Annotated in this window: 27 protein-coding genes; 18 read left to right on the top strand and 9 right to left on the bottom strand. The window is 68.0% G+C overall.

Features of this window, described 5'->3' with window-relative positions; genetic code table 11:
- Positions 1–241: 241 nt before the first annotated feature.
- The 6 genes from VHA82_RS23260 (at position 242) to adk (ending at position 4,069) form a co-directional block, all read left to right on the top strand.
- Positions 242–871: a MotA/TolQ/ExbB proton channel family protein gene (locus tag VHA82_RS23260; protein WP_325547606.1), complete on the top strand. Its 630-nt coding sequence runs from the start codon at positions 242–244 to the stop codon at positions 869–871.
- Positions 868–1,296 carry a biopolymer transporter ExbD gene (locus tag VHA82_RS23255; RefSeq protein ID WP_325547602.1) on the top strand — a complete coding sequence of 143 codons (429 nt, stop codon included), beginning with the start codon at positions 868–870 and terminating at the stop codon, positions 1,294–1,296. Before VHA82_RS23260 ends, VHA82_RS23255 begins: the two co-directional genes overlap by 4 nt.
- A 10-nt stretch (positions 1,297–1,306) precedes the next feature.
- Positions 1,307–2,311: a tetraacyldisaccharide 4'-kinase gene (lpxK, locus tag VHA82_RS23250; RefSeq protein WP_325547600.1), complete on the top strand. Its 1,005-nt coding sequence runs from the start codon at positions 1,307–1,309 to the stop codon at positions 2,309–2,311.
- Positions 2,292–2,498 (top strand): Trm112 family protein, encoded by a 207-nt coding sequence (locus tag VHA82_RS23245; RefSeq protein WP_325547598.1) that lies wholly within the window; start codon positions 2,292–2,294, stop codon positions 2,496–2,498. The genes lpxK and VHA82_RS23245 overlap by 20 nt, the downstream gene beginning before the upstream one ends.
- Positions 2,498–3,256, top strand: a complete 759-nt coding sequence (gene kdsB, locus VHA82_RS23240; RefSeq protein WP_325547596.1) for a 3-deoxy-manno-octulosonate cytidylyltransferase — start codon at positions 2,498–2,500, stop codon at positions 3,254–3,256. Before VHA82_RS23245 ends, kdsB begins: the two co-directional genes overlap by 1 nt.
- 156 nt (positions 3,257–3,412) lie before the next feature.
- Positions 3,413–4,069 carry an adenylate kinase gene (gene adk / locus VHA82_RS23235; protein ID WP_325547594.1) on the top strand — a complete coding sequence of 219 codons (657 nt, stop codon included), beginning with the start codon at positions 3,413–3,415 and terminating at the stop codon, positions 4,067–4,069.
- Positions 4,070–4,075: 6 nt separating this feature from the next.
- Here the strand turns inward: adk and VHA82_RS23230 are convergent, their stop codons facing one another.
- On the bottom strand, positions 4,076–5,020 hold the full coding sequence (locus VHA82_RS23230; protein WP_325547592.1) for an asparaginase: 945 nt from the start codon (positions 5,018–5,020) through the stop codon (positions 4,076–4,078).
- A gap of 89 nt (positions 5,021–5,109) precedes the next feature.
- Here VHA82_RS23230 and lexA point away from each other — a divergent pair, with 89 nt between their 5' ends.
- Positions 5,110–5,781 (top strand): transcriptional repressor LexA, encoded by a 672-nt coding sequence (gene lexA, locus VHA82_RS23225; protein WP_325547590.1) that lies wholly within the window; start codon positions 5,110–5,112, stop codon positions 5,779–5,781.
- A gap of 116 nt (positions 5,782–5,897) precedes the next feature.
- Complete coding sequence (locus VHA82_RS23220) at positions 5,898–6,209, top strand: hypothetical protein (RefSeq protein ID WP_325547588.1); 312 nt, start codon at positions 5,898–5,900, stop codon at positions 6,207–6,209.
- Here VHA82_RS23220 and VHA82_RS23215 read toward each other — a convergent pair.
- Positions 6,182–6,700 (bottom strand): DUF1993 domain-containing protein, encoded by a 519-nt coding sequence (locus VHA82_RS23215; RefSeq protein ID WP_325547585.1) that lies wholly within the window; start codon positions 6,698–6,700, stop codon positions 6,182–6,184. The two genes, VHA82_RS23220 and VHA82_RS23215, sit on opposite strands and share 28 nt — an antisense overlap.
- An 83-nt stretch (positions 6,701–6,783) precedes the next feature.
- Between VHA82_RS23215 and VHA82_RS23210 the strand changes: the two genes are divergently transcribed.
- Together VHA82_RS23210 and VHA82_RS23205 are read left to right on the top strand one after the other, a co-directional pair.
- Positions 6,784–7,791 (top strand): D-2-hydroxyacid dehydrogenase family protein, encoded by a 1,008-nt coding sequence (locus VHA82_RS23210; protein ID WP_325547583.1) that lies wholly within the window; start codon positions 6,784–6,786, stop codon positions 7,789–7,791.
- A 15-nt stretch (positions 7,792–7,806) separates the two neighbouring features.
- Positions 7,807–9,039: an MFS transporter gene (locus tag VHA82_RS23205; RefSeq protein WP_325547581.1), complete on the top strand. Its 1,233-nt coding sequence runs from the start codon at positions 7,807–7,809 to the stop codon at positions 9,037–9,039.
- Here VHA82_RS23205 and VHA82_RS23200 read toward each other — a convergent pair.
- Positions 8,996–11,017 (bottom strand): hypothetical protein, encoded by a 2,022-nt coding sequence (locus tag VHA82_RS23200; RefSeq protein WP_325547579.1) that lies wholly within the window; start codon positions 11,015–11,017, stop codon positions 8,996–8,998. The two genes, VHA82_RS23205 and VHA82_RS23200, sit on opposite strands and share 44 nt — an antisense overlap.
- A 63-nt stretch (positions 11,018–11,080) precedes the next feature.
- On the opposite strand from VHA82_RS23200, the gene VHA82_RS23195 reads away from it, so the two are divergent.
- From VHA82_RS23195 to VHA82_RS23175, 5 genes are all read left to right on the top strand, one after another.
- Entirely contained in the window at positions 11,081–12,601 is a 1,521-nt protein-coding gene (locus VHA82_RS23195; protein ID WP_325547577.1) for a 3-hydroxyacyl-CoA dehydrogenase, read from the top strand.
- A gap of 4 nt (positions 12,602–12,605) precedes the next feature.
- Positions 12,606–13,385 (top strand): oxepin-CoA hydrolase, alternative type, encoded by a 780-nt coding sequence (locus VHA82_RS23190; RefSeq protein WP_325547575.1) that lies wholly within the window; start codon positions 12,606–12,608, stop codon positions 13,383–13,385.
- Between the two features lie 99 nt (positions 13,386–13,484).
- On the top strand, positions 13,485–14,204 hold the full coding sequence (locus VHA82_RS23185; protein WP_325547573.1) for a Crp/Fnr family transcriptional regulator: 720 nt from the start codon (positions 13,485–13,487) through the stop codon (positions 14,202–14,204).
- 138 nt (positions 14,205–14,342) lie between these two features.
- The gene (locus tag VHA82_RS23180; protein WP_325547570.1) at positions 14,343–15,446 is read left to right on the top strand and encodes a phosphotransferase; all 1,104 of its coding nucleotides are present in this window, start codon (positions 14,343–14,345) and stop codon (positions 15,444–15,446) included.
- Between the two features lie 41 nt (positions 15,447–15,487).
- Positions 15,488–16,723 (top strand): acyl-CoA dehydrogenase family protein, encoded by a 1,236-nt coding sequence (locus tag VHA82_RS23175; RefSeq protein ID WP_325547568.1) that lies wholly within the window; start codon positions 15,488–15,490, stop codon positions 16,721–16,723.
- Positions 16,724–16,750: 27 nt separating this feature from the next.
- On the opposite strand, the gene VHA82_RS23170 is transcribed toward VHA82_RS23175, so the two are convergent.
- The 3 genes from VHA82_RS23170 to VHA82_RS23160 form a co-directional block, all read right to left on the bottom strand.
- Entirely contained in the window at positions 16,751–18,238 is a 1,488-nt protein-coding gene (locus VHA82_RS23170; RefSeq protein ID WP_325547565.1) for a sensor histidine kinase, read from the bottom strand.
- 6 nt (positions 18,239–18,244) lie between these two features.
- Complete coding sequence (locus VHA82_RS23165; protein ID WP_325547563.1) at positions 18,245–18,730, bottom strand: tetratricopeptide repeat protein; 486 nt, start codon at positions 18,728–18,730, stop codon at positions 18,245–18,247.
- Positions 18,731–18,832: 102 nt separating this feature from the next.
- The gene (locus tag VHA82_RS23160; protein ID WP_325547561.1) at positions 18,833–20,074 is read right to left on the bottom strand and encodes a multidrug effflux MFS transporter; all 1,242 of its coding nucleotides are present in this window, start codon (positions 20,072–20,074) and stop codon (positions 18,833–18,835) included.
- 115 nt (positions 20,075–20,189) lie between these two features.
- On the opposite strand from VHA82_RS23160, the gene VHA82_RS23155 reads away from it, so the two are divergent.
- Positions 20,190–20,738, top strand: coding sequence for a hypothetical protein (locus tag VHA82_RS23155; RefSeq protein ID WP_325547559.1), 549 nt, complete (start codon positions 20,190–20,192; stop codon positions 20,736–20,738).
- Positions 20,739–20,748: 10 nt separating this feature from the next.
- On the opposite strand, the gene VHA82_RS23150 is transcribed toward VHA82_RS23155, so the two are convergent.
- A complete protein-coding gene (locus VHA82_RS23150; protein WP_325547557.1) occupies positions 20,749–23,127 on the bottom strand; it encodes a UvrD-helicase domain-containing protein in 2,379 nt (792 codons plus the stop codon).
- 21 nt (positions 23,128–23,148) lie between these two features.
- Here VHA82_RS23150 and VHA82_RS23145 point away from each other — a divergent pair, with 21 nt between their 5' ends.
- Positions 23,149–23,799, top strand: coding sequence for a hypothetical protein (locus tag VHA82_RS23145; RefSeq protein ID WP_325547555.1), 651 nt, complete (start codon positions 23,149–23,151; stop codon positions 23,797–23,799).
- Between the two features lie 7 nt (positions 23,800–23,806).
- Here the strand turns inward: VHA82_RS23145 and VHA82_RS23140 are convergent, their stop codons facing one another.
- Both VHA82_RS23140 and VHA82_RS23135 read right to left on the bottom strand, forming a co-directional pair.
- Positions 23,807–24,343, bottom strand: coding sequence for a DUF6036 family nucleotidyltransferase (locus VHA82_RS23140; RefSeq protein ID WP_325547553.1), 537 nt, complete (start codon positions 24,341–24,343; stop codon positions 23,807–23,809).
- Complete coding sequence (locus tag VHA82_RS23135) at positions 24,340–24,753, bottom strand: hypothetical protein (RefSeq protein WP_325547551.1); 414 nt, start codon at positions 24,751–24,753, stop codon at positions 24,340–24,342. Before VHA82_RS23135 ends, VHA82_RS23140 begins: the two co-directional genes overlap by 4 nt.
- A 281-nt stretch (positions 24,754–25,034) precedes the next feature.
- On the opposite strand from VHA82_RS23135, the gene VHA82_RS23130 reads away from it, so the two are divergent.
- The gene (locus tag VHA82_RS23130) at positions 25,035–26,012 is read left to right on the top strand and encodes a GMP reductase (RefSeq protein WP_325547549.1); all 978 of its coding nucleotides are present in this window, start codon (positions 25,035–25,037) and stop codon (positions 26,010–26,012) included.
- Positions 26,013–26,067 lie beyond the last annotated feature (55 nt).

The raw sequence follows: 26,067 nt of genomic DNA, 5'->3' as shown, positions 1-26,067 counted from the left end.
GCAGATTCTTCCGAGCAAGTGCTTGAGCCCATTGGATTTTTTTCTGCTCAATTTGTCATCGCTTCGTCATCGTCCAGCATCGGCGCGGCCCGGCGTGGCGCGGGGTGTGGCTTCTCAACAAAGTTATCCACAAAAATTGTGAGTGTCGTCCTACGGCCACGTCGTGTTTTCCTACATGGCTCGCGGTCCGCGATAATCGCCGCGACCCGGAAGTAAAGAACACGGCGCGGAGAACCTCCCCTTGCTTTCCATCATACAAGCCGCGGGCTGGCCGATATGGCCGCTCATTGCCTGCTCCGTGCTGGCTCTCGCGCTCATCATCGAACGCTTCGTGAGCCTGAAGCGCGCGAAGGTAGTGCCGCCCAAACTGCTCGAAGAAGCGCTCGCGGTCTCGCGCACGGCGGTGCCGACGCCCGACGTCGTGCGGCAGCTCGAACAGAACTCCGCGCTCGGCGAAGTGCTCGCGAGCGGCTTTCGCGCGCTCAACGCCGATCCGCGCTGCAGCGAAAGCGACCTGCGCGCGATCATGGAAAATTCCGGCAGGTCGGTCGCCCACCGGCTCGAACGCTACCTGAGCGCGCTCGCGACCATCGCTTCGGCCGCGCCCTTGCTCGGCCTGCTCGGCACGGTGATCGGCATGATCGAGATCTTCGGCTCGCAGTCGCCCACGGGCGGCGCGACCGGCGGCAACCCCGCGCAGCTCGCGCACGGCATCTCGGTTGCGCTCTACAACACCGCGTTCGGCCTGATGGTGGCGATTCCCTCGCTCATCTTCTGGCGCTACTTCCGCGCCCGCGTGGATGAATACCTCCTCACGCTCGAACTGTCGGCCGAGCGCCTCGTGCGGCATCTGAACTCCCTGCGCCGATGAACTTCCGCCCCCACGCGAAGGACGAGCCGGAGATCAACCTGATCCCGTTCATCGACGTGCTGCTCGTGATCCTCATCTTCCTGATGCTCACGACCACGTACAGCCGCTTCACGGAAATGCAGCTGAAGCTGCCCGTGGCCGACGTCGATGCGCAGCGCGACTACCCGAAGGAGGTGGTCGTCTCGGTGTCTGCCGACGGCCGCTACATGGTCAATCGCCAGCCGGTGGCCGGACGCAGCCCCGAGGCGGTGGCGCTCGCGCTCGCGGAAAACGCCAAGGCCGGCAAGGACACGATCGTGATCATCAGCGCCGATGCGACCGCGACGCACCAGTCGGTGATCACCGTGATGGAAGCGGCGCGGCGAAGCGGCCTGTCGCAGATCACGTTCGCGACGCAGTCCTCGGCGCAGGCCGAGGGCAAGTAAGGAACGCGTCATGCGCGCCGCGCTGCAGCGCGCGTGGCTGCACCGCGGAGCACTCGCCGTCCTGCTGCTGCCGCTCGCGTGGGCGTATGCCGCGGCCGTGGCGCTGCGGCGCGCGATGTATCGGCTCGGCGTGCTGCGCGGCGAACGCCTTGCGCGGCCCGTGGTCGTCGTCGGCAACGTCGTCGCCGGAGGCGCCGGCAAGACCCCCGTCGTGATGGCGGTGGTCGAACATCTGCAGGCAAGAGGATTGCGCGCCGGCGTCGTATCGCGAGGATTCGGCCGCAAGACGACCGGCTGCCGCGAAGTGCATTCGCACGCCGACCCGGCGGACTCGGGCGACGAGCCTCTTCTCATCCGGCGGCGCACCGGCGTGCCGGTCTTCGTCGCGGCGCGCCGAGCCGAAGCGGCCCGCGCGTTGCTCGCGGCCTACCCCGACACGCAGGCGATCGTGAGCGACGACGGCCTGCAGCACTTGGCGCTCGCGCGCGACGTCGAGGTCTGCGTCTTCGACGAACGGGGGACGGGCAACGGCTGGCTGCTGCCGGCAGGACCCTTGCGCGAGCGCTGGCCGCGCGACGTCGACCTCGTGTTGAGACCGCCCGCCTTGGCGCGGCTCGGCGGGTACGCCATCACGCGATCGCTCGCGCCGCAAGGCGCTCGCGCCGACGGAACGCGCATCGCCCTTGAAGAGCTGCGGTCGAAGCCGCTGCATGCGATCGCGGGCATCGCGAATCCCGATGCATTCTTCGCGATGCTGCGCGACGCCGGCTTGCACCCGGCGCGATGCACGCCACTGCCGGATCACGACGATTTCGAGGGCATCGAGCTTGCCGGGAGCGACACGCTCGTCTGCACGGAGAAAGACGCCGCGAAGCTCTGGCGCTTGCGCCCCGACGCGTGGAGCGTGCCGCTCGAAGTGCGCATCGACCCCGCCTTCTGGGATGCGTTCGATCGGCTGCTCGATCGGCTACACGACGCGGGGCTATCATCGCGCCATGGACCCGAAGCTGCTTGAGCTGCTCGCGTGCCCCGTCACCAAGGGGCCGCTCGACTACGACCGCGAGCGCCAGGAGCTCATTTCGCGCAGCGCGCGGCTCGCCTATCCGGTGCGCGACGGCATTCCCGTGCTGCTCGAAGAGCAGGCTCGCACCTTGAGCGACGAGGAACTCGAACGCTTGCCGCGCCGCACGCCGCTTGCCTGATGGATTTCACCGTGCTCATTCCGGCGCGGCTCGCTTCCACGCGCCTGCCGGACAAGCCGCTCGCCGACATCGCGGGCAAGCCGATGGTCGTGCGGGTGGCCGAACGGGCGCGGCAGTCGCGCGCATCGCGCGTCGTGGTCGCCACCGACAGCGACAAAGTGCAGGCCGCGTGCGCCGCGCATGGCGTGGAGGCACTCATGACGCGCGGCGATCATGCGTCCGGCAGCGACCGCCTCGCCGAAGCCTGCACGCTCCTTGGCCTCGCGGCCGACGACATCGTGGTGAACGTGCAAGGCGACGAGCCGCTCATCGCGCCGTCGCTGATCGACGAAGTCGCGCAATTGCTGCACGCACAACCGGGCGCCGCCATGAGCACGGCCGCGCATGCGATCCGCGACCCGCACGAACTGCACAACCCGAACGTGGTGAAGGTCGTCACCGATGCGGCGGGCCTCGCGCTCTACTTCAGCCGCGCGACCATTCCGTGGTGGCGCGACGGCTTCGCGCGCGACATGCAGCAGCTCCCCGAGCCGCCTGCCCTGCGTCACGTGGGCATCTACGGTTACCGGGCCTCGTTCCTGCTCGAATTCCCCCGGCTCGCGCAGTCGCCGCTCGAGCGGCTCGAGGCGCTGGAGCAGCTTCGCGCGCTCTGGCACGGCAGGCGCATCGCGGTGCATGTCACGGCGCACGAACCCGGCCCGGGCGTGGATACGCCGCAGGACCTGGAGCGCGTGCGCAAGTGGTTCGAGGCGGCCTGAAGAACGCTTGATCCACGTAAACTTCTCGCGGGGGGCCACATGCTATCCTCGCTGCAGATGATGCGCGAAGAGCGGTGAAGTGCGGTGAAGCGCGCGAAGGACGGCCCGCCGCTTGCGCAGCGCCACGGATTGCGCATTCGTTTTCGAGGACCATCCATGAGACTGATCTTGTTGGGCGCGCCCGGTGCCGGAAAGGGCACGCAAGCAGCATTCATCTGCGGGAAATACGGCATCCCGCAGATCTCCACGGGCGACATGCTGCGCGCGGCGGTGAAGGCCGGCACGCCGCTCGGCCTCGCGGCGAAAAAAGTGATGGACTCCGGCGCGCTCGTGAGCGACGACATCATCATCGGCCTGGTGAAGGAACGCATCCGCGAGCCGGACTGCGTGAACGGATTTCTCTTCGACGGCTTTCCGCGCACCATCCCGCAGGCCGAAGCGATGAAGGCGGCCGGCGTGAAGATCGATTACGTGCTGGAGATCGAAGTGCCCTTCGAGGCCATCGTCGAGCGCATGAGCGGCCGGCGTTCGCATCCGGCGTCGGGTCGCACTTATCACATCAAGTTCAATCCGCCGAAAGTCGAAGGCCGCGACGACGTGACGGGCGAGCCGCTGATCCAGCGCGACGACGACAGGGAAGAGACGGTGCAAAAGCGCCTGGCGGTCTACGCCGCGCAGACGCGTCCGCTCGTGGACTACTACGCGGCCTGGGCGAGCGCCGATCCCGCGAACGCGCCGAAATACCGCAAGATCGACGGCATCGGCAGCGTCGACGACATCACCGCGCGCGCGCTGCAGGCGCTTTCGACCTAGCAGCGCTCACGCGGCTGCGGCCAGCAGTTTCAGGATCAGCTCGATTCGCGCCTTGACGGCCGTGAGGCCGCCCGAGTCGGGGAAGGGTCCGCGCCCGTGCGAGATCACGCGGCCCTGCTCGCAACGGCTTGCCCGCACGACGCGCACGCCCGATGCCTGCGCCCCGAGCAGAGCCGCTTCGAGCCCGGCGCTCAGCGTGCCGTTGCCCGTGCCCGCGGCAACGATGCCCTGCACTCCGTCGCCCACGAGCGCGGACACGATGCGGCCATCGGCGCCCGCGTGGTTCAGCACGATCTCCACGCGCGGCCAGGGCGTTGCACGCTCCATCGCGCGAAGCGCAGCATCGGCCACGTCGAGTCCGCCTTCGGGCCACGCGCGCACCTGGCGCACGACCCCTTCTTCCACGTAGCCGACACAGCCCGCATCCGCCGACACGAACGGATCGATGCGATAAGGGTGCTGCTTCAGGACGTCTCGCGCGCCGTGCACGCCGCCTGCGAACACCACGACGACACCGCGCGCGCCGGGCGCGGCCGCCACGCGCAGCGCATCCGCGATGTTCGCGGGACCATCCGCGGCGAGCGACGTTGCGGGGCGCATCGCACCCGTGAGCACGACGGGCTTCGCGGGCGCGAGAAGCGATTGGAGGAAAAAGGCTGTCTCCTCCATCGTGTCCGTGCCATGCGTGACGACGATGCCCGTCACTTCGGGTTCAGCCAGCCAGTGCGCGCAACGCAGCGCGAGTCGTCGCCACGTCTGCGAATCCATGTCCTTGCTGTCGATCTGCGCGACCTGCTCGCATTCGACTTCGACGCCCGCAGGCGGCGCGACGCCCGCGAGCAGATCGGCCACCGCGACCTGCCCCGCCACATAGCCGATGTTGTCCGCGCGCGACGCCGCGCGCCCCGCAACCGTTCCACCGGTGCCCAGAACCACAATCTTCTTTGCCATCGCTTGCACTTTTCCGCGAACTGTTAAAAAATACAGGTACTGGATATCGAGACAGGCAACGCACAGGAGTGCACAGGAGTGCCGCCACGATGGAAACGCCCAAGCTCACCGCCCGCCAGCAGCAGATTCTGGACCTGATCCAGAGCGCCATCGCGCGCACGGGTGCGCCGCCCACTCGCGCGGAAATCGCCGCCGAACTCGGCTTCAAGTCCGCCAATGCGGCGGAAGAACATTTGCAGGCGCTCGCACGCAAGGGTGTGATCGAACTCGTGAGCGGCACCTCGCGCGGCATCCGGCTGAAGCGCGAGATGCTGCGCTCGATCAACGAGGAACGCAGCAAGCAGTTCTCGCTGCCGCTGCAGTCGCTCGCGCAACTCGCGCTGCCGCTCATCGGGCGCGTCGCCGCAGGCTCGCCGATCCTCGCGCAGGAACACGTCGACCAGACGTATTACGTGGAGTCCACGCTGTTCCAGCGCAGGCCGGATTACCTGCTGAAGGTGCGCGGCATGTCGATGCGCGACGCCGGCATCATGGACGGCGATCTCCTTGCCGTGCAAGCCACCAAGGAAGTGAAGAACGGCCAGATCATCGTGGCGCGCATCGGCGACGAAGTCACGGTCAAGCGATTCCGGCGCAACAAGCACCTCATCGAACTGCATCCTGAAAACCCGGACTACCCCACGATCGTGGTCGAGCCCGGCGAGCCGTTCGAAGTGGAAGGCATCGCAGTCGGTCTCATCCGCAACACGATGCTGATGTGACCCTCGTGTAGTTCCCGCTTCGCGCACAGGTGGCAGGCGTTTGGCACAAGGCCAACACCCTGGTGAGCGGAGCTTTCCCAGAGCAATCCTGCCGTGCCCCCTGACCAGGAGTTCCCATGGCAAGTGCACTGCGTCTTTTTTCCACCCTGCTCGCACCGGTGCAGGCATTCTTCGACTGGCTTATGCCGCCGCAGGCGAGCGCTGCGGGGCGCACGGCACCCGCGCCGGTTGCGCAACCCGTGCTGCAGCCCGCCTGCATGCGGCGCACCGCGCGGCCGCCGCTGCGCGTCGTGCGGCTCGTCGACCGCGGCTGCGGCCGCTCGGCGGCCGGCCGCATGGTGATTGCCGGCCGCATGGCCGACGTTTGCGCCGAGCTCGAACGGCTCGCCGCGCTCGAAGGTCAGCCCTTCTGCGGACCGGCGAGATAGTCGGTCTTGCCCAGGTCCACGCCGTTGTGGCGCAGGATGTCGTACGCGGTCACGACGTGGAAGAAGAAGTTGGGCAGCACCCAGTGCTTGAGGTAAGCCTCTGCCTTCATCGTGCGGGTGGTGTCGCGGCCGACCGGGAACGTGATGTCCTTGTCCTCGGTGCCGTTCATTGCCTCGGGCGTGATGGTCGCCAGGAAATCGAGCGTCTTCTGGATGCGGGCCTTCAGTTCCGGGAAGGTCGTCTCGCCATCGTCGAACTTCGGGGCTTCCAGGCCGCAGATGCGCGCCACGCCGTTCTTCGGTCCGTCGCACGCGATCTGGATCTGCCGCGTGAAGGGCAGCATGTCCGGCGCGAGGCGGTAGGTCGTGAGGACGGCCGGGTCGAACTTGCGCGCCTGCGCGAAGGCCTCGGCCTTCTCGAGGATGTGGATCAGATTGCGCAGCGTGTGCTGAAAGGTCGGCACACCGGCCGAGTACATCGTGATCGCCATGCGGGGTCTCCGTTCGTGTAAGTAAAAGCCGCGATGCTACAGTGAGGCGCCCGTCCCTGCCGGGCAAGGCACAATCCGGGCCCATGAACATCGTGATCCTTGACGATTACCAGGACGCGGTGCGTAAGCTCCAGAGCGCATCCAAGCTGGAGCCGTACCCCGCCAAGGTCTTCACCAACACCGTCAAGGGCATCGGGCAGCTCTCCGTGCGCCTGCGCGATGCCGACGTGATCGTCCTGATCCGCGAACGCACGCACCTCACCCGCCAGCTCATCGAGAAGCTGCCGCGCCTGAAACTCATCGCGCAGACCGGGCGCGTCGGCTCTCACATCGACATCGAAGCGTGCACGGAACGCGGCATCGCCGTGGCCGAAGGCGTCGGCTCGCCCGTGGCGCCGGCCGAGCTCACCTGGGCCCTGATGATGGCCTCCATGCGCCGCCTGCCGCAGTACATCAGCAACCTGAAGCACGGCGCCTGGCAGCAGTCGGGCATGAAGGCGGCTTCGATGCCGCCCAATTTCGGGCTGGGCATGGTGCTGCAGGGCAAGGTGCTCGGCATCTGGGGCTACGGCAAGATCGGCCAGCTCGTGGCGGGCTACGGCCGGGCGTTCGGCATGCGGGTCGTGGTGTGGGGCAGCCCCGCGTCGCGCGACAAAGCCGTGGCGGACGGCTACGATGCCGCGGCCAGCCGGGAAGAGGTGTTCGCGCAAAGCGACGTCCTGAGTCTGCACCTGCGCCTGAACGAGGAGACTTTCGGTATCGTTCGGCTGGACGACCTGAACCTCATGAAGCCGACGTCGCTGCTGGTGAACACATCGCGTGCCGAGCTGATCGAGCCGGAAGCCCTCATCGCGGGCTTGAACCGCGGCCGGCCCGGCATGGCCGCCATCGACGTGTTCGAAAGCGAGCCGATCCTGCAAGGGCATGCGCTGCTGCGCCTCGAGAACTGCATCTGCACGCCTCACATCGGCTATGTCGAGCAGCAAGCCTACGAGCTCTACTTCGGCGCCGCCTTCGACAACGTCGTCAACTTCATCAAGGGGACGCCGACGAACATCGTCAATCCGGGCGCGCTCCAGGTGAGGCGCTGAGAGGAAGCGGCGCGCATGACATCGGCAACGAACATCGACGCTCGCGGACAACGGCTGCCGGCCGTGGTCTGGCCTCTTCTCTTCGGCAACTTCGTGATCGGCACCGGCGTGATGGTGGTGCCTGGGACGCTCAACGAAATCAGCAGCTCGCTCGACGTCTCGATCGCGGTCGCGGGGCAGTTGATTTCCGCGGCGGCGCTGCTGATGGCGATCGGCGCGCCCGTGATGGCGGCAGTGGTGGGCAGCTGGGACCGGCGGCGCCTTCTCATGCTCAGCATGCTCTGGTACGCGCTGATGCACCTCGTGAGCGCCGCGGCCACGGATATCGGCGAGCTCCTGCCCCTGCGCGTGATCACGATGCTCTCGCCCGCGATCTTCACGCCGCAGGCCGCTGCATGCGTGGGCATGCTCGTGCCGCCCCATCAGCGCGGACGGGCGATCACGTTCATCTTCGTCGGCTGGTCGCTGGCGTCCGTGCTGGGCATGCCGCTTTCCGCCTTCCTCGGCGGCACGCTCGGATGGCGCAGCGCGTTCGCCGTGGTCGGCGTCCTCGGCCTCGTGAGCACCGTGTGGATCTGGCGCAGCATGCCGCGCGGGGTGAAGCCGCCCGCGCTCTCCACGGCGGCGTGGGGCCAGGTGTTCAGTTCGCGAACGCTTCTGCTGTGCCTCGCGGTGACGGTTCTCTCCTCGGCCGGGCAGTTCTCGCAGTTCTCGTATTTCGCGCCCTACTTCAAGGAAAGGCTCGACATCTCGCCCGGCGCGCTGAGCGCGCTCTTCATGTGGTTCGGCGCCGCCGGCCTCCTTGGCAACGTGCTGATGTCAAGATACATCGACCGCCTCGGAAACCACCGCGCCGTGATGATCGGGCTCGCACTGATGGCGCTCGGCCTCGCGGCCTGGTCCATGGGCAGCACGCTCGCGACGGCCGCGGCGGTCTGCCTGCCGTGGGCGCTCGGCTGCTTTTCCACGAACTCGGCGCAGCAGGCACGGCTCGTGAGCCTCGCGCCCTCGCTTGCGTCCGGCTCGATCGCGCTCAACAGCTCCGCGATGTACGCGGGCCAGGCGATCGGCGCGGCCAGCGGCGGCTGGGTCATCCTGAATGGCGGATTCATGCAGCTTCACTGGGCCGGCTTCGCGGGCCTCGTGCTCGCCATGCTCGCCAGCGCGGCCGCCGCCCGCGCCGCGCGAGACGAGACAGTCGGTCTCAGCGGCGCAGCGATCGCCAGTCCAGTTCGTCGAGACCGATGAGCGGCTCCTCGACCTGAGGCGCCGGCGCGGCGCCAGGCGCGCCCGGCGGCGGATCGAGGAATTCGAGGTCGATGTCGACGCCCGTGTTGGGCTCCAGCTCGAGGAAGTCGGTCGGCTCCTCGCCCACGCCCGGGTGCGGTTGAAGGGCGGAAAGCGGCTGCACCTGCGTCTCGAAGAATTTCGACGTGTCTTCCTTCGTGGGGGCGGTTTCGCGATCGTCGCGCGTGGCCACTTCGCGAGCGATGTTGTAGAGCAGCACGAGTTCGCGGTAGGCCTCGAGATCGAACCCTTCCGAATCGTCGGCGCCGGGCCGGCGCAGGAGCGATTCCTCGATGACTTCCAGCACGCGGTGCCCGGGCCACAGGCTTTCGATGCGCGACAGTGCGCGCCCGTAGTTCTCGAGCCCCGCGCTTTCGCGGCGATAGTCGTCGAACTCCGGCACGTGCGCGTTGAAGCGGTCCTGGAACGAGCCGCGCACGCGGTCGTACTCCTCGCGCTGGCCGAGGTCGTGGTAGATCTCGAGCAGATCGAGCCAGGCGAGCGCGCTCGTCTCGCCTTGCTGCTGCAGGTGGTTTTCCAGAAGCGCGATGGCGCGTTCGGGCTGGCCGATGGACAGGAAGAAGTCCGCCTGCTGCTGGATGTCGATCAGCTCCTCGGCCTTCAGGTTGCGCGCGCTGCCGGGCAGGCTGCTCGAAAAATCCGAGTTCGACCAGCGGCTGCTCGGCGCGCGCTCCGCGAGGGCTTCGCGCGAACGCGCGGCACGCTGCGGCGCCTCGAGAGCCGGTGCTTCCGACAGGTCGATGTCGGGCGCCTCCGAGGCGCGCGCCGCGGGCGGCTCCGCTGGCGCGGCCCGACGCGGCTCGGCTTGCATCGATTCGTCGAATTCGCTGTCGGCCTCGGCCGGCTGCGCGCCGGCGCCCCACCACGCGGCCTTCGCGCGCGGCTGCATGAAGCGCGAACGCGCGACCCATACGGCGGCGATGACGGCGGCCACCAGTCCGATGCCCAGGAAGAGCGCGAGTGTCGCCATCAGGTTGCGTTCGCCCCGCGCCTTTTCCGTCTGCTCGCGCATGAGCTCCACCGCGGCCGTGTTGCGGGTCACGAGGTCGTGCAGCGAACGCATCTCGCGCTCCAGCGCCACGATGCGTTCGCCGTTGCGAATCGCCTCCTCCGGACCCGCGCTCAGCACGCGCCACATCGCGGCCGCCTGCTGCCGCGTCGGGTCATCCATCGACGGGGCGGCCTGCAGACGCTGAGTGGTCTTCAGCGAAGGATCGCGTTCGGTCGAGAGGTCCAGCGGCTCGAGTTTCAGCCGGGACTCGGCCCGCACCACCGATGGGGGCTTGCTCGCGGCGGCACGTTCAGTGCGCCGGAGGGATTTCTTCGGCTCGATGCGCGGCGCGGGCTGGATGCGAAGCGGCTCGGCACGGGGCAATGGCGCGGGCAAAGCGGCGGGCGAAGCGGACACCGCCGCCGGCACAGCGCTCGGCGCGCCGCTCGGCAGAGCACGAGGCACAGCGCTCGGCACGGCCGACACGGAGCTCGCCGAAGGACGCACGAGGGGCGGCGTTGCACGGGCGGCGGGGAACGGTTCGGCGTCGGGCGGCTGCTCGGCGAGCAGCACGTAGCGACGCGTGATCTTGTTGAGGCAGCCGACGCGCAGGTAGATCGTGACGACGGGCTCCTCCACGACCGACTCGCTCAGCACGCGGACCGTGCCGCCGCCCGAAGCGGCAGGCTCCCATTGCGTCGTCACGCGCCGAGCGTTCATGCGCGAGTCGCCCTGGAACACATCCGCATCGACGCAGGGCGATGCGGGATCGTCGCTTTCCATGGTGGCCGGGATCGCGACGTTCAGCGGGCGGCCGATGAACACGGCGCCGCGCGCATGCCCCAACCCGAGAGCCAGCGATTCGGGCGATGAGAAGACCGCCAGCGCCGCGAGCGCTAAGAGGCATGTCAGACGACGCAAATCCATCAGTAACATATTGTAAACTCGTCCACTCCTCCCCGGGAACCCCTGCACCCGATAATCGTGGCGATGCAGATACGTTTCAGCACAGTCGGCGTCGCGGGTGCGGGCGCCATGGGACGAGGCATTGCCCAGATTGCAGCACAGGCGGGCAGCATCGTGCGAATCTTCGACACTCTGGAGGGGGCGGCGTCGCGTGGACGTGACGAAATCGTCACACAGTGGGCCCGCCTGAAGGAAAAAGGCCGGATGGATGCGGCAGGCGTGCGCGCCTGCGAAGAGCGCCTGCGGGTGGCCGCTTCGCTGCAGGACCTGGCCGATTGCGACCTCGTGATCGAGGCCGTGGTCGAACGCCTCGACGTGAAGAAGTCGCTCTTTGCCGAGCTCGAGCGCATCGTGCGCGAGGACGCGGTGCTCGCCACCAACACCTCGTCGCTGCCGGTGACCGCGATCGCCGCGGGCCTCGCGCGGCCGCAGCGCGTGGCGGGCTATCACTTCTTCAATCCGGTTGCGCTCATGAAAGTGGTGGAGGTGATCGCGGGCCTGAAGACCGATCCGGCCGTGATCGATGCGCTCGCGGACTATGCGCGCCAGATGGGCCACACGCCCGTGCGCGCCGAGGACACGCCGGGCTTCATCGTCAACCACGCGGGGCGCGGCTACATCACCGAAGCACTGCGGATCGCGAGCGAGCGTGTGGCCGATTTCGCCACCATCGATCGCATCCTGAAGGACCAGGCCGGCTTCCGGCTCGGCCCGTTCGAACTGCTCGACCTCACGGCGCTCGACGTCTCGCATCCGGTGATGGAGTCGATCTACCGCCAGTACTACGACGAGCCGCGGTTCCGCCCGAGCGTGATCACCGCGCAGCGTCTCGCAGGCGGCGTGGTCGGGCGCAAGTCGGGCGAAGGCTTCTACGCGTACGCCGAGGGCAAGGCGCAGGTCCCTGCCGAACCCGCCGTGCCGCAAGTCGGCGAGACCCCGCCCGTGTGGGTTTCCACGCGCGCGGCGCGCCGAGCCGAGCTCTACCAGCTCCTGAAGGACCTCGGCGCGAAAATCGAGACCGACCCGTCGCCCTCGCCGCAGGCGCTCACGGTGGTCGCCCCGCTCGGCTTCGACGTCACGACCGTCGCGGTCGTGGAACGGCTCGATCCGGCGCGCACCGTCGGCATCGACCTGCTCGTGGAGGACGCCGCCACGAAGCGCCGCGTGCTCGCGACCAACCCCGCCACGCGCGCCGACATGCGCGATGCGGCCCACGCCCTCTTCGCAAGGGACGGCAAGGCCGTGAGCGTGATCCGCGACTCGGCGGGCTTCGTCACGCAGCGCGTGCTCGCCACCATCGTCAACATCGCGTCCGACATCTGCCAGCAGCGCATCTGCTCGCCGAAGGACCTCGAAACCGCCGTGACGCTCGGCCTCGGCTACCCGATGGGGCCGCTTGCGATGGGCGACCGCTGGGGACCGGCGAACGTGCTCGAAGTCCTCTTCAACATGCAGACCGTCTACGGCGACCCGCGCTATCGCCCGAGCCCGTGGCTGCGCCGCAGGGGCGCGATCGGCCTGTCGCTGACGCACGAGGAGGAATGACGCGATGGCCGCCGAGCTGAAGAGCACGAGTGAAGGACGCACGATGGTGCTCACCATCTCCAACCCCGAACTGCGCAATGCGCTCGGGCCGGAGATCTACGCGGCGGGCGTCGAAGCGCTGAACGCCGCCGAACGCAACGCGGACATTCGCAGCGTGGTGATCACGGGCGAAGGCGCGACGTTCTGCGCGGGCGGCAACCTGCAGCGCCTGATCGCCAACCGCGAGCGGCCACCGGCCGTGCAGGCCGAAAGCGTGGAAGCGCTGCACAGCTGGATCGAGGCGATCCGCACGTTTCCGAAACCGGTGATCGCCGCAGTCGAGGGTGCGGCGGCCGGCGCGGGGTTCTCGCTCGCGCTCGCGTGCGACTTCATCGTGGCGGCCGACAACGCCGTTTTCGTGATGGCGTACACGACCGTCGGCCTGTCGCCCGATGCGGGCGCAACGTGGAGCCTCGCGCGCTCGATGCCGCGCCAGCTCGCGAGCGAGCTCGTGATGCTCGCCGAGCGCGTGGGAAGCGCGCGCCTCGCGCAGATGGGCATCGTGAACCGCGTCACGCCCGCCGGGGGCGCCCTCGCCGAAGCACTGGCGCTCGCGCGCAGGCTCGACGAACGCGCCCCCAACGCCTTGGCGAGCGTGAAGGAGCTGCTTTCGGATGCGCCGGCCAACACGCTCGATGCGCAGCTCGCGGCCGAGCGCGACCATTTCGTTCGCAACCTCCATCATCCGAACGCGGGCATCGGCATCGCGGCGTTTCTCGGGAAGAAGCCCGCGCGCTACGAGTAAGGCAGCCAGGCGCGCGCCGCTCGTGTGACAACCCGGGGACGGCGGACGGGTCGCTGGCGCGACAATGGCCGCGCGCGCCAGTCGCTAAGAGGACAGACCGTGGACGACCCCATGCTTACCATCGAAGAACGTGCAGCGATCAATGCGGGTCGCTGGTTCTCGTCGCTTTCACCTTCTCTCAGGCACGACATCCTGCGATGCGCCTACGTCAAACGCTTCAAGGACGGCGAGCTGATCGCCGCGCGCGGCGACCCGCCCGAGGAGTGGATCGCCTGCGCGAAGGGCGCGGTGCGGGTGAGCTCGACGTCGGTCACGGGCAAGCAGGTGACTCTCACCTACGTGGAGCCGGGCATCTGGTTCGGCGACGTGGCGATCTTCGACGGCGACCGGCGCACGCACGACGCGTATGCGCATGGCGACACGACGATCGTGTGCGTGTCGCGCGGCGACCTGCGCAAGATCCTCACGCAGCACGTGGAGCTGTACGAAGCGCTCCTCAGGTTGCATGCGCGGCGCATCCGCCAGCTGTTCGGGCTGGTGGAGGACCTGAACACGCTGCCCCTGCGCGCGCGCCTTGCCAAGCAGCTCACGCACCTCATCCGCAGCTATGGAGTTCCCTCGCTCTCGGATGGGCGCGAGGTACGCATCGGATTGCAGCTCGCGCAGGAGGAACTCGCGCAGCTGCTGGGCGCGTCGCGCCAGCGCGTGAACCAGGAACTGAAGTCGATGGAGCGCGAGGAAGTGATCCGCATCGAGCCGGGCGGGCTCGTCGTGAGAAACCGGGACGCGCTGATGCGCATCGCGGATCAGCAGATCTGACGCGCGGCTCGCGCACTTCGCGGCCGCAAATACACATCATTGCCGCGGCCGCGAAATCACATCATTGCCGCGACCGCGAACCCACATCATTGCCGCGACCGCGAACACACATCATTGCCGCGGCCGCGGACACACACCATGAATGAATTCGACCACTTCATCGGCACCCGGCCGGTGTCCGACCAGCATGCCTTCGATACCGCGGCGCTCGTGGGCTGGCTCGAGTCGCATCTCGACGGCTTCCGCGGCCCGCTCACCGTAGAGATGTTCAAGGGCGGCCAGTCCAATCCCACCTACAAGCTCACGACGCCGGCTCGCTCGTACGTGATGCGCTCGAAGCCGGCACCCGTTGCGAAGCTCCTGCCCTCGGCGCACGCGATCGAGCGCGAATACGCCGTGATGAGCGGCCTCGCCGGCACGGACGTTCCCGTGCCGAGGATGTACGGCCTCTGCGAGGACGAATCGGTGATCGGCCGCGCTTTCTACGTGATGGAGTTCATGTCGGGCCGCGTGCTGTGGGACCAGTCGCTGCCGGGCATGGACGGCGCGGGTCGCGCCGAGATCTACGACGAGATGAACCGGGTGATGGCCGCGCTGCACACCGTGAAGTTCGCCGAGCGCGGACTCGCGAACTACGGCAAGCCCGGCAACTACTTCGAACGCCAGATCGGCCGCTGGAGCAAGCAGTACAAGGCGTCGGCCGACGGCGCGGGCCCGATGTCGCAGCCGATCCCCGAGATGGAACGGCTCGTCGAGTGGCTTCCCGCGCACATCCCAGCTGCCGCGCGCGACGAAAGCAAGGTGTCGATCGTGCACGGCGACTACCGCCTGGACAACCTCATGTTCCATCCCACCGAGCCGCGCGTGATCGCGGTGCTCGACTGGGAACTCTCCACACTCGGCCATCCCCTTGCGGACTTCAGCTACCACTGCATGTCGTGGCACATCCCGCACGGAGCGTTCCGCGGCATCGGCGGGCTGGACCTCGCCGCGCTCGGCATCCCTTCGGAGGACGAATACGTGCGCCGCTGGTGCGATCGCACGCGCATCGCGACGCCCGCCGAGCTGAAGGCCGACTGGAATTTCTATCTCGCCTACAACATGTTTCGCATCGCCGCCATCCTGCAAGGCATCGCCAAGCGCGTGGAGGCGGGAACCGCATCGAGCGCGCAGGCCGCCGCTTCCGGCGCCAGCGCGCGCCCCATGGCCGAACTGGCATGGACCTTCGCGCAGAAGGCCTGAACACCGGCATCCCAGGAAACGACACTCGAGGAGAGCAGACGATGGACTTCGAATATTCCCCAAAGACGAGGCAGCTGCAGGAGCGCCTCATGCGATTCATGGACGAGCACGTCTATCCGAACGAGAAGGCGTACAAGGACGAACTCGCCGCGCACACCTCGGCGGGAAACCGCTGGCAGCCGCTCGCAACCATCGAGAAACTGAAGCCCAAGGCGCGCGAAGCGGGGCTGTGGAACCTCTTCCTGCCGGTGGATACCGCCGAAGCGTCCGGCTACGGCGGCGCGGGCCTCACGAACCAGGAATACGCGCCGCTCGCGGAGATCATGGGCCGCGTGCCCTGGGCGAGCGAAGTCTTCAACTGCTCGGCGCCCGACACCGGCAACATGGAGACGATCGCGCGCTACGGCTCCGAGGAGATCAAGGCGAAGTGGCTGAAGCCGCTCCTTGCGGGCGAATGCCGCTCGGCGTTCGCGATGACGGAGCCCGAAGTCGCTTCGTCGGACGCGACCAACATCCAGACGCGCATGGAGCGCCAGGGCGACGAGTACGTGATCAACGGCCACAAGTGGTGGACTTCCGGCGCCAACGATCCGCGCTGCAAGGTGTTCATCACGATGGGCAAGACCGACCCGGAGGCCCCCAAGCATTCGCAGCAGAGCATGATCGTCGTGCCGTCGGACGCGCCGGGCATCCGCATCGTGCGCAGCCTGAGCGTCTTCGGCTACGACGATGCGCCGCACGGCCACGCGGAAGTCTATTTCGAAAACGTGCGCGTGCCGGCGGGCAACATCCTGCTCGGCGAAGGCCGCGGATTCGAGATCGCGCAGGGCCGCCTCGGCCCGGGGCGCATCCATCACTGCATGCGGCTCATCGGTCTTGCCGAACGCGCGCTGGAGCTGATGTGCAGGCGCGCGTCCTCTCGCGTCGCATTCGGCAAGACGGTGGCGCAGCAGACCGTGACGCAGGAACGCATCGCCGAGGCACGCTGCCGGATCGACATGGCGCGGCTTCTCACGCTGAAAGCCGCGTGGATGATGGACGTGGCGGGCAACAAGGCCGCGAAGACCGAGATCGCGATGATCAAGGTGGTGGCGCCGAACATGGCCTGCCAGGTGATCGACTGGGCGATCCAGGCGCACGGCGGCGGGGGCGTGAGCGACGATTTTCCGCTCGCGTATGCCTATGCCGGCGCGCGCACGCTGAGATTCGCCGACGGCCCCGACGAAGTGCACCGCAACGCGATCGCGAAGTGGGAGCTCGGCAAGTACGGGACCTGACCCTGTCGGGACACCGCGCCGCCTGCGTCAGGACGGCGCGGTGAGCCCGCTGCTTTCACCGAGACGCTCCCGCGCCTCGCCCAGGGGCATCGTGAAGTAGATCGTCGTCCCCTCCCCCGGCGACGCTTCGGCCCACACGCGGCCGCCGTGCCTGAGCACGATGCGGTCGACGATCGCGAGGCCGATCCCCACGCCCTCGAAATCCGAATTGCCGTGCAGCCGCTGGAACGGACGGAAGAGCTTGTCCGCGTAGGCCATGTCGAAGCCGGTGCCGTTGTCGCGCACGAAAAAGACGTCCGAGCCCGCCTGCCCCTGCCGCGCGCGGCCCACCTCGATCACGGCCCGGGCCTCGCGCGCGGTGAACTTCCACGCGTTGTCCACGAGGTGATCGACCAGCAGGTTCATGAGCCCCGGGTCGGCCATCACATCGAGATCGGGTTCGATCTTCACGTCCACGTGCCGCTGCGAGTCGGCGGCGCGATGCCGCTCGATCGCGTCGCGCGCGAGCTGCGACAGCGACACCGTCTCGCCCTTCTGGTCGCGCAGGCTCAGGTGCGCAAGGGCGAGCAGCGCCTCGGTGAGCGCGTCCATCTGCTGCACGCCGCCGCGGATGCGCCCCAGATAGTGACGCGCGCGCTGGCTGGTTTCGCCCTGGAGCAGCTCCGCGAGCAGCACGCTGAACCCGTCGAGCGCACCGAGCGGGCCGCGCAGGTCGTGCGCCATCGAATAGCAAAAGGCCTGCAAGTCGCGGTGCGCCGCTTCGAGCTGCGCCGTGCGCTGCGCGACGCGCGCTTCGAGTTCGGCGTTGAGCCCGGCGAGCTGCTTCTGGCTCTGCGTGAGCCGCAGCTGGGTGTTCACGCGGGCGAGCGCCTCATCGACGTGGAACGGCTTGGTCACGTAGTCGGCCGCACCGGCTTCGAACGCGGCGATCTTCGCCGTCGCATCGCTGATGACGGTCATGAAGATCACGGGAATCGCCCGCGTGCGCGCATCGGCCTTCAGCGCCGCGCAGGTCTGGAAGCCCGTCATGCCCTGCATCTGCACGTCGAGCAGGATCACGTCCGGCTCGCGCTCGCGCGCGAGTGCCAGGCCGCGCTCGCCGCTGTCGGCCGCGAGCACGCTCGTGCCCTGGGACGCGAGCAGCTGCGTCAGCAGTTCGACGTTCGAAGGCGTGTCGTCCACCACCAGCACGGTGCCCTGCACCTGCTGATCGGTCTCGAGGCGCGGCAACCGCGCGGGCCGCTCCTCGGGCTGAGGACGCGCGCCGGGCGGCACGGCCGAGCCGTCGCCATGGCGCGGGACGATCGTCGCGTCCTCCAGCAGGCGGTCGATCCGCTCGAGCAGTTGCTTGCCCGCCGTTTCGATGAGTCCGATGCGCTCGCGCTGGTGCTGCGTGAGGTTCGCGTCGCGCAAGAGCAGCATGCTGAAGCCGAGCACGGCGTTCAGCGGCGTGCGCAGTTCGTGCCCGAGCCGGCGCGTGTACTGCAGGTCCGAATCGCGCGCGCGATCGTTCACGGCGTCTCAGTTTCTCGTCTTGTAGTCGGCGATGGACTTGGCGAGCTCGCGATAGGGCTCGCACGTGCGGTTGCCGCAGATTCGCTCCAGCTCGGCCAGGTGCTTCTCGGCCTGCCCCGGGTCCTTCTTCATGAGGTAGGCCTCGCCGATGTATTCGTGCACGCCCAGGTGGTCGGGGTTGATCTTCAGCGCGATCTGGTACTGCTCGATCGCCTTCACCAGGTCTGGATTGGGGCGCTTGCGCCAGCTATAGCCGAGCAGGTTGTGCGCATCCGCGTTGTCGGGGTCGCGGTCGACGACGGCGTCGAGCTCCGTCATCGCCGCGTCGAACCGCTTCTGGTCGAGCAGCTTGCGCGCGTTGGCGAGGCGCTCGCGCACGCTCGGCTCGCGCGCGGCGGCCGGGCGACTGTTGTCGGGCGTGTCGGCCGCGAAGAGCGGCGCCGCGATCGCGAGCGCCGCTGCGGCGGCCATGATCTGCCGGGTGATGTTCATGTCGCTCTCCTCGTCTGGGCGTGCATTGGGGGTCGAGTGTCCGCCCGCCGGACCGGCCGCGTCAACGGTTCGGCCCGCCGTTACAACCTGGCGCGCAAGTCGTCAGGCCGCCGCGGGGGCATGCGCGCCCGCCCCGGTGTCGGGCCAGCGCCTGCGAAGCCAAATCCACGCCACGAGCCCGATCGCCATGAAGCCGATCGACGTGAGGGCGAGCGCCCGGGTCGAATGCATGACGACCGGCGCCACGGCACCCGCCACCACGCCGTTGGCCGCGGAGCCGACGAAGGCCTGCAGCGAGGACGCCATTCCGCGCCGGTCCGGGAACAGGTCGAGCACGAGCAGCGTGACGACCGGCACCATCAATGCCCAGCCGAATGCGAAGACGGCGATCGGCAGCAGCGCCCAGGACACGTGCGCGGGAAACAGGAAGTTGGCGAGGACGTTCACGACGGAGACGAGTGCCATCACCCCGAAGCCCCAGCGAATCTGCCGGCGCGGCAGCATCCGGCCCGCGGCACGCCCGCTCACCCACGAGCCCGCCATGATGCCGCCGATGGTGAGGACGAACAACCAGAAGAACTGGGTGGGTTCCAGGTGCAGGTGCTCGCCCAGGAAGGCGGGCGCCGAAAGCACGTAGAGGAACATGCCGTTGAACGGCACGCCGCTTGCGAGCGCGAGCAGCACGAACTGCGGGCTCGTCCCCATCTGCCAGTAGCCGCGCAACAGGTTGGCCGGGTGGAAGGACTGCCGGTGCGTCACGTGCAGCGTCTCCGGCAGCAGCCGGTACGTCGCCACCCACAGCGCGACACCCACCGCCACCAGGAACCAGAAGATCGCCTGCCAGCCGATCTGCACGAAGAGCCACCCGCCGACGATGGGCGCGACCGCCGGTGCCACGCCGAAGAAGATCGTGACCTGGCTCATGACCTTCTGCGCGTCCGCGGGCGGAAACATGTCGCGCACGACGGCCCGCGAGACGACGATGCCCGCGCCCGTCGCGAGGCCCTGCAGCCCGCGGAAGAAGACGAGCTGGCCGATGCTGTGCGCGAGCGCGCAGCCCACCGATGCGAGCGTGAAGACGGCGGTGCCGGCGAGGATCACGGGCCGGCGGCCGAAGCTGTCGGACAGCGCGCCGTGCAGCAGGTTCATCAAGGCGAAGCCGAAGAGGTAGACCGAGAAGGTCTGCTGCATCTGCACCGGCGTCGCGTCGAGCGCGTGCGCGATGCCCGAGAAGGCCGGGATGTACGTGTCGATCGAAAACGGGCCGATCATCGCGAGGACGGCCAGGAGGGCGGCCAGCGCCCAGCGGGGCGCTCGCCAGATTTGTGCGGCATCGGGGTTCACCGGGCGAGTCTAGCGGGACGGCCGCCGCTGCGCCCGGGGGAGCGCCGCCCGTCGCCCGGAAGTCAGCGCGTTGAAAGCGTTCGCCCGATAATCCGCGCGTGATGGAGAAATCCGCGTGAAGACCGATTCCAAGTCCGCGAAGCGCAGGGCGTCCCTCGGCAACAGCATCCCTGGCGGCGAGGCGCAAGAGATGAGTGACGAAACCGGCTGGGTGGAATGGAACCAGGCGCTCGAACAGAGCGACCGGCAGTTCGCGCCCACGGGGCCCATGACCGCGCCGATGCCCCCCGACGGCATCGATCCGCGCTACGCCAAGACGCGGCCGGCGGCGCTATCGACCGCGAAGGACATCTCGCAGGCCGGACGCGGCAAGCGCCTCACGGCCGAAACGGCGATGGTCGAAGCCCGCAAGAACAACCGCGTCTGCCCGAAGCCGCGGCGCTGGGCGGAGCTCTTCGGGCAGATGCCGCAGTGGGCACCCGAAGCGGCCGATCTGCCCGGCGCGCCGCTCACCGGCGACGCGTGGAAGCGCACGCCCGCGCTTGCGAAGCGCATGGCGCTGCGCGATCACATCGAGTGGGCCCACAAGAACGGCTGCCTCGAGCCGATGCTCGAATTCCTGAAGAGCCTGCCGGAGGATGAGTGGCATCACATGGGGGACTGAGAGCAAGGCTTCAGTCCACCGGCGTCAACTTCGCCACCGCGAGCGCAAGCCATTTCGGCCCATGCCTCGGGAAATTGACATGCGCGCGCGTGTCTTCGCCGCTGCCTTCGAGCGTGAGGACGGTTCCTTCGCCGAACTTCGTGTGAAACACCTGCATGCCGGGCTTCAGGCCGTGCGAAGGCTCGGCCTTCCTCGCCGGCACCGGCGGACTCGCGAAAGTCTCGCGCTGGTAGGACGAGGACGAAGACGCACCGCCGCCGCGCGAGGTCGGATAGCCCATCCCGAATCCGAACGCCGAGCCGCCGAACCGCTGGTTCTTCGGCGTGAGCCACTTCAAGGCGTGCTCGGGCAATTCGTCGAAGAACCGGCTCTTCACGTTGTAGCGGGTCTGGCCGTGCAGAAGGCGCGTCTGCGAATGACTGAGATACAGCCGCTTGCGCGCGCGGGTGATCGCCACGTACATGAGGCGCCGCTCCTCCTCCAGCCCCTGATGGTCGTTCAGCGAGTTCTCATGCGGAAAAAGCCCTTCTTCGAGCCCCGTGATGAAGACGCAGTCGAATTCCAGCCCCTTGGCCGAATGCACCGTCATGAGCTGCACCGCGTCCTGCCCCGAGGACGCCTGGTTGTCGCCGGACTCGAGCGCGGCGTGCGTGAGGAAGGCCGCGAGCGGCGATAGCGTCTCGCCCGTCTGCGCATCCGGCGGCACGTAGTCCGGCGCGGGCTCGTTCGCTTCGGGCAGGCTCGGATCGAGCCCCTGGCTCGCGGGCGACTGGCGCAGCAGCGTGGCGCCGAGTTCGTCCACCGGAAGCGCGACGGCATCGCGCCCGAATCCTTCCTGCGTCACGAAACTTTCGGCGGCGTTCACGAGTTCTTCCAGGTTCTCGATGCGGTCGGCGCCCTCTCGCTCGCCCTTGTAGTGCTCGACGAGGCCGCTTTGCTCCACCACCGCCGCGACGATCTCGCGCAGCGTGAGGCCTTCGGTCGCCTTGCGCATCGCGTCGATCTTCGCCACGAAGGCGAGCAGGTTCGCGCCGGCGCGGCCCGTCGTCTGCCGCACCGCATCGTGCAGCGACGAGCCCGCCGCGCGCGCGGCATCCTGGAGCTGCTCGATCGTTCGCGCGCCGATGCCGCGAGGCGGGAAGTTCACGACGCGCAGGAACGACGTGTCGTCCCGCGGGTTTTCCAGCAGCCGCAGGTAGGCAAGCGCATGCTTGATCTCCGCGCGCTCGAAAAATCGCAGGCCGCCGTACACGCGGTACGGCACGGCGGCGTTGAAGAGCGCCGTTTCGATCACGCGGCTTTGCGCGTTGCTGCGGTAGAGCACCGCGAGCTCGCTGCGCGGCACGCCGTCGCGCACGAGGTTGCGGATTTCCTCCACCATCCACTGCGCCTCCGCCATGTCGGTGGGCGCCTCGTAGATGCGCACCGGCTCGCCCGCGCCCTGCTCGGTGCGCAGGTTCTTGCCGAGACGGTTCCTGTTGTGGCCGATGAGTTCGTTGGCGGTGTCGAGGATGTTGCTGTAGCTGCGGTAGTTCTGCTCGAGCTTGATCTGATGCTTCACGCCGAACTCCCGCACGAAGTCCTGCATATTGCCCACGCGCGCGCCGCGAAACGCATAGATGCTCTGGTCGTCGTCGCCCACCGCGAAGACCGAACTCTCCTCGCCCGCGAACATCTTGATCCACTGGTACTGCAGCTTGTTCGTGTCCTGGAACTCGTCGATCAGGATGTGGCGAAAGCGCCTGCGATAGTGCTCGCGGATGGGGTCGTTGTCGCGCAAGAGTTCGTAGCTGCGCAGCATCAGCTCGCCGAAATCCACCACGCCTTCGCGCTGGCACTGCTCGTCGTAGAGCTGGTAGATCTCCACCTTCCTGCGGTCCTGCTCGTTGCGCACCGGCACGGCGCTCGAGCGCATGCCTTCTTCCTTGCAGCCCGCGATGAACCACTGCGTCTCGCGCGCGGGGAAGCGTTCCTCGTCGACGTTGTGCTGCTTCATGAGCCGCTTGATCGCCGAGAGCTGGTCCTGCGTGTCGAGGATCTGGAAGGTCGACGGCAGGTTCGCGAGCTTCCAGTGCGCGCGCAGGAAGCGATTGCACAGGCCGTGGAAAGTGCCGATCCACATGCCGCGCACGTTCACGGGCAGCATCGATGTGAGGCGCGTCATCATCTCGCGCGCCGCCTTGTTGGTGAACGTGACCGCGAGCACGCCGCCCGGCGACACCTGGCCCGTCGCGAGCAGCCATGCGATGCGCGTCGTGAGCACGCGGGTCTTGCCCGATCCCGCGCCGGCCAGGATCAGGGCATGCTCGTTCGGGAGCGTGACGGCGGCGCGCTGCTCCGGATTCAGGTTGTGTAAGAGCGGAAGGTCGTCGGCGACTTCTGGGAACATACGGGCATTGTAGAAACGATCATGAAGACGCTTGTCCTCACCCTGCTTTGCACGGCCGTGCTTCCCGCAATGGCGCAGTCGCTGTGCTCGAGCGACGGGCAGCCGCGCCCGTCGGCCATGCTGGAACGCTTCGTCAACGCCGATTGCGAGGGCTGCTGGCGCGACCGGGCGACGCCGAAGGCGCGCCCGGGCGAGCTCTCGCTCGACTGGATCGTGCCCGGCAGCCGGGGCGACGACGCGCCGCTTTCGATGGCCGCGAGCGACGACGCGGCCGAGCGGCTTCGCATGCTGAGGCGCCCGGTGCCGGATCGCACGGACGCCGTTCGCTCACGGGCCGTGCAGCCCGCGCGCGCCTTGCGAGTCGCGCAGGGCGAGCCGGTCAACGACTACATCGGCACCTCCATCGAGATGCCCGCCGCTCGCGGCGCTTCGCGCGCGTGGCTGCTGCTGGTGGAGGAATTGCCTGCCGGCACCGCGGGCAGCCCGGTGCCGCGCCGGGTGGTGCGCAACGCGATGCGCGTGGACGTGCGAGCCGCAGCGGCGTTGCAGGAGGCGCGGCCGATGCAGATTCACGAGGGCGCGCAGGCGTCGCGGCTGCGAGTCGTCGGCCTGGTGGAAGACGCGCGGGGCCGGCTCGTCGGGCTCGCGCGCAGCCACTGCGAAGCCGAATAGATCGGCGTCATCGCTTCGCCGCTTTGGAAATCGCGTCGACGTGGCGCTGCGCCGTGTCGCGCTCGGCCGCATCGAAGAAGTCCGTATGCCGCAGCCGCAGCCTCAGCACGGGGACCGATACGAGGCCGGCCCTGACGCCGGCCCGCACCCACCGCACATCGCGCGGTTCGCCGCGCGCGAGCTTCGAGATGGCGGCGTCGTTGGGCTCGAGGAAGAAGCCCCGAATGCCATCGCGCTCCAGCGGGATCATGCGCAATTCCCAGCCTTCGGGCAGCGTCGCGAGCTTCGGTGAAACGGGATCGAGGTAGTAGCCATGTTCGCGGCGGAACCGACTGTGCTCGCCCAGCGATTCGGCCAGGTCGAATATCCGGCCCGGGTCCGCGGGCGTATAGCAGTCCGCGTCGATCGACAGGGTCATGTCCTGCGGCAACTCGCTCACTTCGCTCATGCCGAGGATGGAGAGGCTGCCGATGACCACGTACTCCGCGTGCGCGCACTCGGCGCGCGCCGCCTTCAAGAGCTCGAACAGGCTCGCCAGATTCATTCGCTTGCGGCTTGGGCCGTCAATGGCGAGTTCTGCCGCATGGCAGCGCCCCAGCCCTCCGCATCCGAACACATGAGCTTCACCAGTTTGCGTGGGGGAAGCGCCAGCCACCCGCGCCAGCGGTCGATGTAATCCCGGCTGCACAGACTCTCGCTCTCCCAGCGGTCCACCTCGCGCCGCGCGGCCTGCAGCATCCTGGCTTGCTGACTGGGCGCGGCGCAGAGCAGCTCGATGCCGATGCGCTGATGCGCCGCGAGGCGTCTGGCTTCGACCGCTTTCTGAACCTCGCGGGCAGCGCGCCTCTCGTCCGTCACCGCCAGGCGCGCCACCCAATCGGCCGGCACCAGCGCGGCGACGAGCTTGCCGTGCCGGCGCACGCCCACCGGCTCGCGTGCGGCGCGGGCGAGCATTTCGCCGAAATTCTGTTTGGCTCGCGAAGCTTCTACACAGTCCATGATGAATTTTAGACAAAATCAAGATTCTGGACAATATCGAACTCCCGCCGGAACCGAGAGGCTTTGCCGCGGCGCGCCGTGCGGCCGGTTGCCTGAAGACTAGAATCAATCACCGGGCCCAAGCATTTGTGGCCCGGTTCGCGTTTGCGGGAAGTTCGTGGGGCTTCCCGCGCCCGGCGGCCGGCGCCCACAGTCCAAGCGCTCAATCGTTGTTCAACGACCTTCAGGAGCGTGACATGGAAATCTTCGACTACGACAAGGTGCTGCTTCTGCCGCGCAAGTGCCGCGTGCAAAGCCGCTCGGAATGCGATCCCGGCGTGGAATTCGGCGGGCGGCGGTTCAAGCTGCCGGTGGTGCCCGCCAACATGAAGACGGTGGTGGACGAGAAGATCTGCCTCTGGCTCGCGGCCAACGACTACTTCTACGTCATGCACCGCTTCGACCTGGACAACGTGAAGTTCGTCCGGCGCATGAAGGCAGAAGGCGCCTACGCATCGATCTCGGTGGGCGTGAAACCCGCCGACCGCGAAGTCGTCGACCAGCTCGCGGCCGAAGGGCTCGCTCCCGAATACGTCACGATCGACATCGCGCACGGCCACGCGGACACGGTGCGCGGCATGATCGCGCACCTGAAGGAGAAGCTTCCCTCCACCTTCGTGATCGCGGGCAACGTGGGCACGCCCGAAGCCGTGATCGATCTCGAGAACTGGGGCGCCGACGCGACCAAGGTCGGGATCGGCCCGGGCAAGGTGTGCATCACGCGCATGAAGACGGGCTTCGGCACCGGCGGCTGGCAGCTTTCGGCGCTCAAGTGGTGCGCGCGCGTGGCGACCAAACCCATCATCGCCGACGGCGGCATCCGCGAGCACGGCGACATCGCCAAGAGCATCCGCTTCGGCGCCTCGATGGTGATGGTGGGCTCCATGCTCGCGGGGCACGAGGAGTCGCCCGGCCAGACGGTGGAAGTGGACGGGCGGCTGTACAAGGAGTATTTCGGCAGCGCGTCGGACTTCAACAAGGGCCAGTACAAGCACGTGGAAGGCAAGCGCATCCTGGAGGAAGTGAAGGGCCGGCTTGCGGACACGCTGCAGGAGATGCGGGAAGACCTGCAAAGCTCGATCTCCTATGCGGGCGGGACGAAGCTCGCGGATCTGCGGAAGGTGAACTACGTGATCCTGGGCGGGGAGAACGCGGGGGAACACCTGCTGATGTGACGGTCCGCGCGCCCCCTCACCCCAACCCTCTCCCCTGAGGGGAGAGGGAGCAAGA

Origin of the sequence: Ramlibacter sp., from assembly GCF_035548915.1 — a bacterium.
Lineage (GTDB): Bacteria > Pseudomonadota > Gammaproteobacteria > Burkholderiales > Burkholderiaceae_C > Ramlibacter.
This window is presented reverse-complemented; position numbering and strand designations above follow the sequence as displayed.

Excerpts from the sequence above, each read along its gene's own strand:
- VHA82_RS23165 (WP_325547563.1), bottom strand. The coding sequence starts at position 18,730 with ATGAACATCACCCGGCAGATCATGGCCGCCGCAGCGGCGCTCGCGATC.
- VHA82_RS23130 (WP_325547549.1), top strand. The coding sequence starts at position 25,035 with ATGGAAATCTTCGACTACGACAAGGTGCTGCTTCTGCCGCGCAAGTGC.
- VHA82_RS23180 (WP_325547570.1), top strand. The coding sequence starts at position 14,343 with ATGAATGAATTCGACCACTTCATCGGCACCCGGCCGGTGTCCGACCAG.
- VHA82_RS23220 (WP_325547588.1), top strand. The coding sequence starts at position 5,898 with ATGGCAAGTGCACTGCGTCTTTTTTCCACCCTGCTCGCACCGGTGCAG.
- VHA82_RS23200 (WP_325547579.1), bottom strand. The coding sequence starts at position 11,017 with ATGGATTTGCGTCGTCTGACATGCCTCTTAGCGCTCGCGGCGCTGGCG.
- VHA82_RS23215 (WP_325547585.1), bottom strand. The coding sequence starts at position 6,700 with ATGGCGATCACGATGTACTCGGCCGGTGTGCCGACCTTTCAGCACACG.
- VHA82_RS23150 (WP_325547557.1), bottom strand. The coding sequence starts at position 23,127 with ATGTTCCCAGAAGTCGCCGACGACCTTCCGCTCTTACACAACCTGAAT.
- kdsB (WP_325547596.1), top strand. The coding sequence starts at position 2,498 with ATGGATTTCACCGTGCTCATTCCGGCGCGGCTCGCTTCCACGCGCCTG.
- VHA82_RS23135 (WP_325547551.1), bottom strand. The coding sequence starts at position 24,753 with ATGCTCGCCCGCGCCGCACGCGAGCCGGTGGGCGTGCGCCGGCACGGC.
- VHA82_RS23245 (WP_325547598.1), top strand. The coding sequence starts at position 2,292 with ATGGACCCGAAGCTGCTTGAGCTGCTCGCGTGCCCCGTCACCAAGGGG.
- VHA82_RS23175 (WP_325547568.1), top strand. The coding sequence starts at position 15,488 with ATGGACTTCGAATATTCCCCAAAGACGAGGCAGCTGCAGGAGCGCCTC.
- VHA82_RS23140 (WP_325547553.1), bottom strand. The coding sequence starts at position 24,343 with ATGAATCTGGCGAGCCTGTTCGAGCTCTTGAAGGCGGCGCGCGCCGAG.
- lexA (WP_325547590.1), top strand. The coding sequence starts at position 5,110 with ATGGAAACGCCCAAGCTCACCGCCCGCCAGCAGCAGATTCTGGACCTG.
- VHA82_RS23230 (WP_325547592.1), bottom strand. The coding sequence starts at position 5,020 with ATGGCAAAGAAGATTGTGGTTCTGGGCACCGGTGGAACGGTTGCGGGG.
- VHA82_RS23190 (WP_325547575.1), top strand. The coding sequence starts at position 12,606 with ATGGCCGCCGAGCTGAAGAGCACGAGTGAAGGACGCACGATGGTGCTC.
- VHA82_RS23195 (WP_325547577.1), top strand. The coding sequence starts at position 11,081 with ATGCAGATACGTTTCAGCACAGTCGGCGTCGCGGGTGCGGGCGCCATG.
- lpxK (WP_325547600.1), top strand. The coding sequence starts at position 1,307 with ATGCGCGCCGCGCTGCAGCGCGCGTGGCTGCACCGCGGAGCACTCGCC.
- VHA82_RS23205 (WP_325547581.1), top strand. The coding sequence starts at position 7,807 with ATGACATCGGCAACGAACATCGACGCTCGCGGACAACGGCTGCCGGCC.
- VHA82_RS23255 (WP_325547602.1), top strand. The coding sequence starts at position 868 with ATGAACTTCCGCCCCCACGCGAAGGACGAGCCGGAGATCAACCTGATC.
- adk (WP_325547594.1), top strand. The coding sequence starts at position 3,413 with ATGAGACTGATCTTGTTGGGCGCGCCCGGTGCCGGAAAGGGCACGCAA.
- VHA82_RS23210 (WP_325547583.1), top strand. The coding sequence starts at position 6,784 with ATGAACATCGTGATCCTTGACGATTACCAGGACGCGGTGCGTAAGCTC.
- VHA82_RS23145 (WP_325547555.1), top strand. The coding sequence starts at position 23,149 with ATGAAGACGCTTGTCCTCACCCTGCTTTGCACGGCCGTGCTTCCCGCA.